Here is a 12381-nt window from a genome sequence, read left to right as displayed (position 1 = left end):
GCCGGGCAGCTGCTGAAGTGGAAACGGACACAGCTTAAACTAGCCGGCTGAGTGTCTTGACTGATGGGTCCACTTTAGTCATCAGAAGTGATCGGCACGCGTCTCATCATGTCGTCCAAAGCAATTACAGCATTGGCACGGCGCGCAGCCCGCGCAATTTGATCAGTCTATACCGAGATACGGTGCAATCAAGGCGACTGAAGAAGGAAATGCAGACTCGGCTGAATATTTGGAAGAGCCAATCGCATCAGGGGCAACCACGGAAAGTGATGAAAAACCAGATCGGCTGAATTCCGGTAGAACAGGGCGCGGTGCGGCCGAGTCAGGGGCATACCTGGTCGCGATGCAGGTCTGCGGCGGTTCACAATCGTTCAACGTGGTGAACACGCTGCGGCTGCTGGGACGCTGGGTGCGCATGTCCACGATCCCGAACCAATTGTGGGTACCGATGGCATACAAGAAATTCGACGAAGCCGACCGCATGCGATCTTCCGCCGACTACGGCCGTGTCGTGGACGTCATGGAAGAGTTTTTCAAGATCACGCTATTGATGCGCAGACACACCGATTATCTGACGCACCGGTACAGCGAACGCAATGAAAAAACACTCGAGGCCATCAACCGACAGATCAATAAACTGTGAGGCGACTGCGGACGAAAAGAAATGCTTTACGTCCGCCCAGTCGAACTACTCGTCGATAAAGGAACCCAAGGCGTCGCGACCAAAATAAAGAGTATCCACCGCGAATCCCCTTTTACAAGGTGCAACACCGATCGCTTTTGCTCCTTGGTGCTTAGCCTTGCCCCGATACACTCTCTTGCCTGCGACGACGATTTCAATGACTAAGTCCTTGCCGTCGTCGAGGTCAAAGTATGCCACCCTTTCATTAAGTGCGATGCCCCCGGAACGGCCTACGGCCCCGACGAGTGCGTGCTTTACCAACGGCGTAACGATAGAGTCATCATAAGCTGCTGACTCAGGAAGAAATGCCACAGTCACGGGAATTTGCGGTCCTTCTGGTAACTCTCGCGGCAAACGGAGAATTTTCTGTCCGATCAGCTGTGGGCCGTACATAGACCACCCATGCTCGCGAACGTCGAATCCCATCGCCATCCAGAACTCTTTAGAGGTTTCAGGTGCGCATTCGATTTCGAGAAGAGGCTCGCCCTGTTCACGCGACCTGTCGATCAAATGCTCGACAAATGCTCGGCCGATGCCCCTACGGCGGTAAACCGGATGAATTTCGAGCACGCTGTCGTGACTGTGGAGAGAGCCCCAAAAATAGGCAACCGGAATCTCTGTCGTAGCGTCTTCCCAAACGAGCATGCCTCTTTCTTGGTAGACCTTCTTGGTGAGCTTCCAATTTACCGCCAACGAGGGAACGCTCTCGTCCTTGGGTAGCCAAGCTTCTATGATCGGAATATCGCTGTCGCGCGCCGCGCGTACATATCCTGTATTGGAGTTCACTGTTCTCTTTGAGTTTGAAAAATAATCCAGGAGCCTAAAGTCAATTCAGGGTTGCTCGTAATTGCCTTTACAACATCCCTTCGATACGCCAAGCGTCAACAGTGCGGTTGTGATGAAATGATAGGGTTGAAGAGTTATTATCCCTTCCAGTACGCACTACCGCCGGGCTCTTAAGTCTAGTCCATCCAACACTTCCAAAGTCTGGACGACTGACTCCACCAAATCAGCATCGAAGTCGTCCCGGTTTGCTTCTTCGTGGGTTCCTTTATTCAGATAGGTCCATACAAGGTTCGCGGCTGGAATGCCCAGAATTCGGCCGTAAGCGGTTTGTAGAAGCGGCTTGTTAGCGTGTGCGAAGTTCACTGAATCGTTGAGCCGCTTGAGAATTGCTTCACAAAGGTTGCGCAAACTGGGCTCTGCACCTACGCCGGCAAGCTGCAAACTCAGGAGGCCCAAGTCATGGCTGACAAGCCAACGCCAAGTCTTCTCAGACAGCATTTCGAGCGCTTGACGCGAGGAAGCCAAGGCCTCACGGTCATCAAGTGCGTCCTTTGATGCCCTGGCCTTCGCCACGTAGTTCCGACATGGGACGTTTCCAGTTACCCTTGGCTGGTAATTACCATCATGATTGCGGAATAGATAGACTTGACAATCATTGCGTCGATTAGCTGGTAAGTGTTGTTGGATATCCTTAATAAACTCATTGCTGTGGCAGGTGACAATGAGTTGTGTTTGGGCGAAATGATCGCTCTCGAAAACGGTAGCCCGGATTCCGCTGCGATGCTCATGGTCGATTGCGTTGATTACGTCATCGAACACAATGAGTGGGCACTGGCTGCTCTGGCTCTTCGCTAACAAGATTGCAAGGCCCAAGCATCGGACGTGGCCCTCGCTCAGCACATGCAAAGCGTCCACACGGACCTGAGGATTGCCCCGGAATGAAACCTCGATCTTTTGATCGGCTGTCAACGGCAAATAAAGCGCCGCGAGCTTATCGGAATCCAAATCGTTATGATTGAACTCGTTGTAGAGGTTCATTGCCCTCTCATTAAGACCCGCCATGAGGGTGCTCGGCAGCTGGTTTCGATAGTTCCGGAGCAGGGCCAGAAACTGGTCGTATGCGGCTTTAATTGAGGCGTCGCGCTCGATGTCCCGCGCCTCTTGAATGACCTCGCCAATGAGCGCCGCATTGTCAACATCAAAAGCTGCGATCCGCGCCCTCGCCGCAGCTAGGGCATCCATGAGTTGTTGCCGCTTCAAGTCCTGCGCTTGCAGCAAAAGGCGGAACTCATTCAGCCGATCACGTTCGTCGATGTGCCGCTGACGCTCCTGCGTAGCCAGGAGCGAGGCTGCGTCCTGCGTAGCCACCCGGTCGGCAACGGCTAGAAGATGATCAACAGTCACAGCATCGTCCGGAGTATTTTCCTGTCGCCCTCCCCTAGCAGGATAAACTGCAGCCCACCACTCTCCAACGGGCTCGGCCGCTAAGTCACATAAATATTGCCCCACCGGCGTCTCCTGTTCATCCTGAGCTACGACGAACGCAGCTAAGGTTGCGAGTTGCTGGCGAAGTTCACGGGAAACCGTAGAGACTTTAGCTTGAACGGCTTTTTGTTCTTCCTGGAGCTCGCTGAGTTCCTTCAACTGGGCAAGGCCAGTTGCTGCCTTTTCATAAGGATTTGTAGCGACGCGGATCTCACCAGCAAGAGGCGTGTCGCAAGCCGGGCAGTGGTTGCCTTCGATGGCTTGAAGTGCCAACACTGCGGTGTAGAGGTCTTTGAAGGAAACTTGGCTGCTGCGAGTACCGAGGTTATCGATAATTCTGACGATTTCATCATTGGCATTACGGGCCGCCTCGAAGCTCTTCAACAACCCTTCCCGTGTCAACCCAAGGACCGCAGGAGGGACGGCGTTCAAGATGTCTTCCAGTTCCTGCAGGCGACCGGGGTTTTCGGCATTACCAATTAAGCCCTTGAGGTCCGGATACGTCATGCCTTCTGAGTACGTACGAGCGAGTGCGGCCTCTTCGATTGACAAAGCGAGCAAGGCTTGGGGTTCGGCTTCGACCGTTGCTTGATCAGCGGCTAAGGCGTTACGCCGTGCCGTTAAGAGAAGCTGCTTGGCGCCGTTTAGGACAAGCTGCTGGTCCATTGATTCGTTGAACTGGCCCACAAACTCGTTAAATTTGTCCATGCCAAACAAGGTGGCGATCAGCTCTGTACGTTGCGCCGGCGGTCGGGCAGCAATGCGCGAGAACGCATCGATTCGATTCTTCTCAATGAAGCAGAACCGGTAGGTGTCGGGGTTAGCTGTTACCGGCACGTCCCGGCTTTGGTGGTCAGTCGCCGTCAGTACTGGCGCCTGGAAACGACGCGCATGAACGTTCTCTAGATAAATGCGCTCAGCGATCCGCTTTGTGTCTGCCTCTTCCACCGAACCAAGCAGGGCGTATTCCAAGCCCTCGCATAGGCTAGTTTTTCCGCTGCCGTTTGGTCCGTAAAATAGAATGACCCGCTTTTGCAGATCAAAAGGCTCAGGGGTACGAAAACCGCGAAACGGTCCAAGCGTCAAATGGCGCAGGCGCCGCCACGGCCAAGTTACATCCGCCGCTACGGCTTGCATTTCGGGCGGACCGTCAGGTGTCTGTACAAATGACCTACGGGCAAGATCGACCAAATAGAGAGATCGCTGGCTTCGATGGCGGGAAGTCAGCGCCAATTCGTCGAAGTTGGCAAGCGCTAGATTCGCCAACCGCCGGACGTCTGGCGGAGCTTCAGTTTCCGGCTGGTGCAGCCAGGCCACGAACCGCTCAAAATCTCTTTTCGAAGACACAATATTCCCCTAGATGCAACCGCAAAAGTTAAGGGAATATATTATCAAGCCGACAGCTTTCTTGATAGAAAAAAAGTCCAATGATGGACTATTCATCGCACCGTTAAGGTTGGGCCCCGCTGAGAATAGCGCGTTTGCCACCATGCTCATGTTGCATAGCAATCACCTCAAGAGGAATAGGTGACGGGTTTTGCCAAGATGATTGACTAGTTGAGCTTTCAATGCCCATGTGTGTATGGAAGTCCGGTGGAATCACTGAGCTGCTTCAATATCTCGCAAGAAGCCGCAGGGCGCGTCGAGTCGCATTTCGCCCGCAGCTGTGAAAGCTCCGCACGCAGCGTAGATAGCTCGGCAATCTGCCGGTCGATTTGGCCTATATGCTGGTCGACCAGTTCGTTCACCCCGCCGCAAGGCCGATCCGGCTGGTCGTGAAAATCGAGCAGCATCTGCACTTCGTCCAGCGACATCCCCAAGGCCCGGCAGCGGCGGATGAAGTGCAAACGTTCCGCATGAGTGGCGTCGTAGAGCCGGTAGTTCGCATTTGATCGAACCGGAGGCGGCAACAACCCCTTCTGCTCATAGAACCGGATCGTCTCCGGCTGGCACCCCGTCAGCTTACCCAGCTCACCAATTCGCATGTTCATCCGCACTCCCGCTTGACCTTGTAGTAGCTACAGGGATTCTAATACGATCATTACTTGTAGAGGTTCCTATGTCGTCTTGCTGCTCTGGATCGTGCGGTTCACAATCGTCTCCGCCCGACAATCGTTATCGCAGGGTTCTATGGGTCGCCCTGTTCATCAACATTCTCATGTTTGGCGTCGAACTGGTCAGCAGTATGAAGGCGGGTTCGGTTTCCCTGCTGGCAGACTCGATGGACTTCCTGGGCGACGCCGGCAACTACGCCGTGTCGCTGTTCGTGCTGGGGATGGCCACGATCTGGCGTTCGCGCGCGGCCTACGCGAAAGGCGTGATCATGGGAGCATTCGGGGTGCTCGTGCTGGCCCGGGCGTTGTGGATCGGGCTGGGAAGTCACGTACCGGAAGCGGAAACGATGGGCATCATCAGCATCATCGCTTTCGCAGCGAATGGCGTAGTCGCATTGTTGCTGTATGCCTTCCGTAATGGTGACGCAAACATGCGTTCGGTGTGGCTGTGCACGCGCAACGACATGATTGCCAACCTGGCCGTGCTGCTGGCCGCAATCGGCGTCTTCGGCACGAAAGCAGGTTGGCCCGATATCGCAGTCGCGAGCATTATGGCGTTCCTCGGCCTTTCCGCTGCACGAGACATCATGGGTCGCGCACGTTTGGAATTGGCGAAGACAACTGCGCCCGTTCGCTAACGCGCCGCTTTCCAGCTTACGAGATCGACAAAGCCCTTGACCTTCCCACAACGGGAAGGTTTACGCTGGTCCTTGATTGCTGAAAGACTGTCGCGGCCTGCCATCGGTGACCAGAGCGCTCTTGAGCGCATTACATCACGTCACGCCTTGACACTGGCTCCGGCGCGCTGCCACAATCTTTGTCAAAGTGTCCAGAACCATGAAACCGTCCCGTTCAACCCGCCTTGTTGCCGCCGTAATTGCCGTGATCAGCTTGCTGTTCACCCAACTGGCTTTGGCTTCGTACGCCTGCCCCGGCGCGACTTCGCCGGCGCGCATGTCGATGGCGGCAGCCGACAACGGGATGGCTGGCATGGATCACTGCACGGGCGCAGGCATGGACAAGGCCCAGCCGAGCTTGTGTCATGCGCACACCCACGCCGACCCGCAATCGCTCAACAAGCCGGATCTGCCCTCGGTGCTGCCGTTCCTTGTGGTCGGGCCGGTTCTGTCGATTGTCTTGCTCGATGATGGCGTAGCACCTCCCGGTGCCGTTACGGCCATGCCGTCGCTATCACACGCGACCGAGCCAACAATGGCGATACGCCACTGCTGCTTCCGTATTTGACAACTTCACATGCTTGATTCGCCGCGCGCGCGTTTGCGCACGCGATGTATTTCAACGCTTGTGGAGATCGCATGTCCTTCCTGTTTTCCGCGCGCCGTCACGGGCGCGTCCCCCTGTTTTCGCTGACAGGATGCGTGGCCGTATTGGTCACGTCCCTGACGCTGGCGGCGCCCGCGCTTGCCGCCGATGCATTGACCCTGGTCGCGGCGCAGCGTCTTGCCGTTGAACGCTCCCGGCAGATTACCGCGCAGGATGCTGCCGTGACGGCATCCCGCGAGATGGCGGTGGCAGCCGGCCAGATGCCCGACCCGGTACTCAAGATCGGTGTCGACAACCTGCCGGTCAGCGGCCCCGATCGTGGAAGTCTCACCGCGGATTTCATGACAATGCGGCGCATCGGCGTGATGCAGGAGATCACGCGCTCCGACAAACGCGCCTTTCGGGCCGAGCGGTACCAGCGCGAAGCGGAAAAAGAGCTGGCCGTGAAAGACAAGACGACCGCCGATGTCGAACGCGGGACGGCCATCGCCTGGCTCGATCGCTACTATGCCGAAGCAATGGCTTCCGTGGTCGCCTCACAGCGCGACCAGGCGCAGCTTGAACGTGAGGCCGCCGACGCCGCTTACCGGGCCGGTCGCGGAAGCCAGGCCGATATATTGTCTGCCCGGGCCGCCGTCGCCCAGTTCGACGATCGCGTGGACGATGCCGCGCGCCGGGTGCGCAGCGCAACGATCACGCTCGCACGGTGGATCGGCGACGTTGCCGGCGAGCCGCTGTCCGGCCAGCCAGCAATTGACACCATCCGGCTCGACCCGGCCTCGCTCGATACCCAGCTTGCCCATCATCCTGAGATCGCTGTCCTCAACAAGCAGGCCGATGTCGCCGCGACGGAAGTGAAGCTGGCCGAGGCCGACAAGAAGTCCGACTGGACCGTGGAGGTCGGCTATGCGCAACGCGGCCCGGGCTATTCCAACATGATCTCGGTCGGCGTCTCGGTCCCGCTGCAGTGGGACCAGAAGCACCGGCAAGACCGCGAACTGGCGGCCAAGCTCGCCAGCGCCGACCAGGCGCGTGCCGAGCGCGACGAGATGCTGCGGGCGCATACGGCTGAAACGCGCGTCATGGTGGCCGAGTGGCAGACCAATCGCGAACGATTGGCACGGTATTCCCGGGAACTCATCCCACTGGCGCAAGAGCGCAGCGAAGCCACGTTGGCTGCCTACCGTGGCGGCAAAGCGACGCTTGCCGACGTGCTGGCCGCACGGCGTGGCGAACTCGACGTCCGTCTCGCCGGATTGCAACTCGAAGCCGACACCGCCAGGCTGTGGGCACAACTGAACTTCCTCTTTCCCACTTCGAACGGCGCGATGCCGGCCTCCGCGATCCCCAGGAACACGAAATGATCAAGAAAAAGAACCTCCTCCTCGCGTTGGCCGAGGCTGGTATCCTGATCGCTGCCGGTGGTGGCCTGTATTGGACCGGCATGCAGCATGGCCTGCACGCCGCCATGCCGGCAACGAGCGGCAGGGCCGCGGCCACGAGCGGCGACAAGGTTGATCCTGCGACGGGCAAAAAAGTGCTCTACTGGCACGACCCGATGGTACCCGGCCAAAAATTCGACAAGCCGGGCAAGTCGCCCTTCATGGACATGCAGCTCGTGCCGGTGTATGCCGACGGAGCCGGCGACGACGGCAAAGTCGCAATCAGCCCGCGCGTACAGCAAAACCTCGGCATCCGGACGGCCGAGGTGAAGGAAGGCAGCCTTGCCACTGCGCTCGAATCGGTGGGCAGCGTGGCCTGGAACGAGCGCGATCTCTACCTCGTGCAAGCGCGTGCCAACGGGTATGTCGAGCGCCTTTACGTACGTGCGCCGCTCGACCGTGTCCGCAAGGGCGAGGCGCTGGCCGATATCTACGTCCCCGACTGGGTGGCGGCGCAGGAGGATTACCTCGCCGCGCGCCGCATGTCGGCGGATCTGGCGGACGCGGCACGCCAGCGCATGCGCCTGGCTGGCATGACCGAGGAGCAGATCCGCCAGATTGAGAAAAGTGGCAAGGTTCATCCGCGTTTGACGATCACATCACCAGTGTCCGGCGTGGTGGCCGAGCTTGCCGTGCGCGAGGGCATGACCATCATGTCCGGTGCGTCGCTGTACCGCATCAATGGCCTGTCCACTGTCTGGGTGAATGCCGAGATTCCTGAAGCGGCAGCCGCCCAGGTACGGCCAGGCAGCGCCGTCGAGGCACGCGCCGCCGCCTGGCCGGGGATGACCTTCCAGGGCAAGGTCGGCGCGATCCTGCCGGAAATCAATCCGACCACGCGCACCTTGAAGGCGCGCATCGAGCTGGCCAACCCGCAAGGCCGTCTGGTTCCCGGCATGTTCGCGACCGTGAGCCTGACGCCGGCCGCGCGCAAGGCCGTCTTGCTGGTGCCAAGCGAGGCTGTGATCCAGACCGGCACGCGCAGCGTCGTGTTCGTTGCGAGCGAGGATGGGAAGTTCGCTCCAGTCGAGGTGAAAACGGGGGGCGAGGCCAATGGCCAGACCGAGATCCGCAGCGGCCTGTCGTCCGGCCAGAAGGTCGTCGCGTCCGGGCAGTTCCTGGTCGACTCGGAAGCCAGCCTCAAGGGCGCGATTGCACGCATGGGTGATGCCGGTACCGCCGAGGGCGCCAAACCCGCTGCCGCCCCGACGCACCACGGCCGTGGTCACGTAGAGAAGATCGATCCCGACAGTATCACCCTGTCGCACGAGCCGATCCCGACGCTGCAATGGGGGCCGATGACGATGCCGTTCAAACTGCCGGCGAGTGGTTTGCCGCGCGACATCGCAGTCGGCAACCAGGTCACGTTCGAGATCCGCCAGACCCCCGAGGGCGACTACCAGATCACGTCGATCACACCGGCCAGCAAGCAAACCGGTAGCGGAGATGGCAAATGATCGCCAAGTTGATCCGCTGGTCCATCGTCAACCGCTTCCTGGTCCTGATGGCCACTGTCGGCCTGACAGGCTGGGGTGTCTGGGCTTTGTCGAAGACACCGCTTGACGCCATCCCGGACTTGTCGGATACGCAGGTGATCATCCGCACCACCTACCCGGGCCAGGCGCCGCAGATCGTCGAGAACCAGGTCACGTATCCATTAACGACGACCATGCTGTCCGTGCCGGGAGCGAAGACGGTACGCGGCTATTCCTTTTTCGGCGACTCGTTCGTCTACATCCTATTCGACGACGGCACCGATCCCTACTGGGCGCGTTCGCGGGTGCTCGAATACCTCAACCAGGTGCAGTCGCGCCTGCCGTCGCAAGCGAAACCATCGCTCGGGCCGGACGCTACCGGAGTCGGCTGGGTGTACGAGTACGCACTCGTCGACAAGAGCGGCAAGCTCGACCTGTCACAGTTGCGCGCGCTGCAGGACTGGTTCCTCAAATACGAACTGAAGGCGGTGCCGAACGTATCGGAAGTCGCCAGCATCGGCGGCATGGTCAAGCAGTACCAGATCCAGCTCGATCCTGACAAGATGCGCGCTTTCAATATTTCACACGCCAGAATCATCGACGCCGTGCAGAAGGCGAACCAGGAAACCGGTGGTTCGGTACTGGAGCTGGGCGAAGCCGAATACATGGTGCGCGCCTCCGGCTATCTGCAATCGCTCGACGATTTTCGCAATATCCCGTTGAGGACCAGCGAGGCCGGCGTGCCGGTACGACTCGGCGATGTCGCACGTATCCAGATCGGTCCCGAAATGCGGCGCGGCATCGCGGAACTGAATGGCGAAGGCGAAGTGGCGGGCGGCGTGATCGTCATGCGCTCCGGGAAGAATGCGCTCGAGACGATCGACGCGGTCAAGGCGAAGCTTGAGAAGCTCAAGTCGAGCCTGCCGCCGGGTGTGCAAATCGTGCCAACCTACGACCGGTCGAGCCTCATCAAGCGCGCAGTCGCCAACCTCGAACACAAGCTGATCGAGGAATTCATCGTGGTCGCACTGGTCTGCGCGATCTTCCTGTTCCACATGCGGTCGGCGCTGGTGGCGATCGTGTCACTGCCGATCGGCATCCTCGCGTCTTACCTGGTTATGTACTACCAGGGTGTAAATGCGAACATCATGTCGCTCGGCGGGATTGCGATCGCGATTGGGGCGATGGTCGATGCGGCCGTGGTCATGATCGAGAATGTGCACAAGCATATCGAAGCGTGGAACCATGCCCATCCTGGCAAAAAGCTCGCCGGCGATGACCACTGGCGTGTGATCGGCGATGCGGCGGCCGAAGTCGGTCCGGCCTTGTTCTTCTCGCTGTTGATCATCGTGCTGTCGTTCGTGCCGGTGTTCACTCTCGAAGCGCAGGAAGGCAAGCTGTTCTCGCCGCTGGCGTTCACGAAGACCTATGCCATGGCCGCTGCAGCAGGCCTGGCCGTAACGCTGATTCCGGTGTTGATGGGCTACCTGATCCGCGGCCGCATCCCGGACGAGCAGAGCAATCCGCTCAACCGCGGCCTGATCCGGCTGTATCGCCCGCTGCTCGAACGCGTCTTGCGGCGTCCGAAGACCGTCCTCATTGTCGCGGGCCTGATCGCCGCCGCGACTGTCTGGCCGCTGTCGCGCCTGGGAGGCGAGTTCATGCCGGCGCTCGACGAAGGCGACCTGCTGTACATGCCCTCGGCCCTGCCAGGCCTCGGTGTCGGCAAGGCGGCCGAACTCTTGCAGCAGACCGATCGCCTGATCAAGACCGTTCCGGAAGTGCAGAGCGTATTCGGCAAGGCCGGCCGCGCGGAATCGGCCACCGATCCGGCGCCGCTGGAAATGTTCGAGACGACGATCCAGTTCAAGCCGCGCGACCAGTGGCGCCCCGGCATGACGCCTGACAAGCTGGTCGAGGAACTGGACCGCATCGTCAGGGTCCCGGGCCTGTCGAATGTCTGGGTGCCGCCCATCCGCAACCGCATCGACATGCTCGCCACCGGCATCAAGAGCCCGGTCGGCGTCAAGATCGCCGGCATCGATTTGAAGGTCATCGACCGCATCACCGGTGAGATCGAGCGTGCCGTGAAAAAAGTACCGGGTGTATCGTCCGCACTGGCCGAGCGCCTGAACGGCGGCCGCTACATCGACGTGAAGATCGACCGGGAGACCGCCGCGCGCTACGGCCTGAACATCGCCGACGTGCAAAGCGTCGTGTCGTCCGCGATTGGCGGAGACAACATCGGCGAGACGGTCGAGGGGCTGCAGCGTTTCCCGATCAGCGTGCGTTATCCGCGCGAGGTGCGCGACTCGGTCGAGAAGCTGCGCGAGCTGCCTGTCCTGACCGAACGCGGCGCGCAGATCCGGCTCGGGGATGTCGCGGCAATCCGCATCAAGGATGGACCGCCGATGCTCAAGAGCGAGAACGCGCGCCTGTCGGGCTGGGTCTACGTCGACATTCGCGGCCGGGATCTCAGCTCCGCAGTGCGCGACATGCAGCAGGTCGTCGTGAGCGAAGTCAAGCTGCCGCCCGGCTATTCGGTATCGTGGTCCGGCCAGTTCGAGTATCTGGAGCGCGCGACGGTGAAGCTCAAGGTCGTGGTCCCGGTCACGCTGGCGATAATCTTCGTGCTGCTCTATTTCACGTTCAAACGCTTCGACGAAGCGGCTCTCATCATGGCCACCTTGCCGTTCGCGCTGGCCGGCGGCGTGTGGCTGCTGTGGCTCCTCGGGCACAACCTGTCGGTGCCAAGCGGCGTCGGCTTCATTGCGCTGGCAGGCGTGGCGGCCGAATTCGGCGTGATCATGCTGCTGTACCTGAAGCAAGCCTGGGAAACCCGTGTCCAGGCCGGGCGCGACAGCGAAGCCGACTTGGTCGACGCGATCCGCGAAGGCGCCGTCCTGCGCGTGCGGCCGAAGGCGATGACGGTCGCCGTCATCGTCGCGGGTCTCGTGCCGATCATGATCGGCGCCGGGACCGGTTCCGAAGTCATGCAGCGCATCGCCGCGCCGATGGTCGGCGGCATGGTCACGGCGCCGCTGCTGTCGATGTTCGTGGTGCCCGCGGCCTACCTGCTGCTGCGTCGCCGTCAGACGCGGCGCATGCACGCTCTGCGCCAGGTACCCGCGACCGGGGAGCGAACGATTCATGCGAAATAGCACGGCAGGTAG

8 protein-coding genes and 1 pseudogene are annotated in these 12381 nt (G+C 59.9%); 6 read left to right on the top strand and 3 right to left on the bottom strand.

What is annotated here, in order from left to right; all coding sequences use genetic code 11:
* Nucleotides 1–260: 260 nt before the first annotated feature.
* Nucleotides 261–643 (top strand): annotated as a pseudogene (locus QPK29_RS27110) (arsenical resistance protein ArsH); the annotation flags it as partial.
* A gap of 45 nt (nt 644–688) precedes the next feature.
* On the opposite strand, the gene QPK29_RS27105 reads toward QPK29_RS27110, so the two are convergent.
* From QPK29_RS27105 to cadR, 3 genes are all read right to left on the bottom strand, one after another.
* Nucleotides 689–1468: a GNAT family N-acetyltransferase gene (locus QPK29_RS27105; protein WP_371770513.1), complete on the bottom strand. Its 780-nt coding sequence runs from the start codon at nt 1466–1468 to the stop codon at nt 689–691.
* Nucleotides 1469–1624: 156 nt separating this feature from the next.
* Complete coding sequence (locus QPK29_RS27100) at nt 1625–4270, bottom strand: AAA family ATPase (RefSeq protein WP_371770512.1); 2646 nt, start codon at nt 4268–4270, stop codon at nt 1625–1627.
* A 248-nt stretch (nt 4271–4518) separates the two neighbouring features.
* The gene (gene cadR / locus QPK29_RS27095) at nt 4519–4944 is read right to left on the bottom strand and encodes a Cd(II)/Pb(II)-responsive transcriptional regulator (RefSeq protein ID WP_371770511.1); all 426 of its coding nucleotides are present in this window, start codon (nt 4942–4944) and stop codon (nt 4519–4521) included.
* A gap of 68 nt (nt 4945–5012) precedes the next feature.
* Here cadR and QPK29_RS27090 point away from each other — a divergent pair, with 68 nt between their 5' ends.
* The 5 genes from QPK29_RS27090 to QPK29_RS27070 all read left to right on the top strand — a co-directional run bounded on the left by QPK29_RS27090 (nt 5013) and on the right by QPK29_RS27070 (nt 12369).
* Nucleotides 5013–5645: a cation transporter gene (locus QPK29_RS27090; RefSeq protein WP_371770510.1), complete on the top strand. Its 633-nt coding sequence runs from the start codon at nt 5013–5015 to the stop codon at nt 5643–5645.
* A gap of 199 nt (nt 5646–5844) precedes the next feature.
* Nucleotides 5845–6252, top strand: a complete 408-nt coding sequence (locus QPK29_RS27085; protein WP_371770509.1) for a hypothetical protein — start codon at nt 5845–5847, stop codon at nt 6250–6252.
* Nucleotides 6253–6323: 71 nt separating this feature from the next.
* Nucleotides 6324–7655 carry a TolC family protein gene (locus tag QPK29_RS27080; protein WP_371770508.1) on the top strand — a complete coding sequence of 444 codons (1332 nt, stop codon included), beginning with the start codon at nt 6324–6326 and terminating at the stop codon, nt 7653–7655.
* Nucleotides 7652–9190: an efflux RND transporter periplasmic adaptor subunit gene (locus tag QPK29_RS27075; RefSeq protein WP_400189867.1), complete on the top strand. Its 1539-nt coding sequence runs from the start codon at nt 7652–7654 to the stop codon at nt 9188–9190. The genes QPK29_RS27080 and QPK29_RS27075 overlap by 4 nt, the downstream gene beginning before the upstream one ends.
* Nucleotides 9187–12369 carry an efflux RND transporter permease subunit gene (locus QPK29_RS27070; RefSeq protein ID WP_371770507.1) on the top strand — a complete coding sequence of 1061 codons (3183 nt, stop codon included), beginning with the start codon at nt 9187–9189 and terminating at the stop codon, nt 12367–12369. The genes QPK29_RS27075 and QPK29_RS27070 overlap by 4 nt, the downstream gene beginning before the upstream one ends.
* Nucleotides 12370–12381 lie beyond the last annotated feature (12 nt).

The organism is Massilia orientalis, assembly GCF_030411975.2.
Classification (GTDB): Bacteria; Pseudomonadota; Gammaproteobacteria; order Burkholderiales; family Burkholderiaceae_D; genus Telluria; species Telluria orientalis.
The sequence above is the reverse complement of the archived record's forward strand: the minus strand, read 5'-3'. Positions and strand labels throughout refer to the sequence as shown.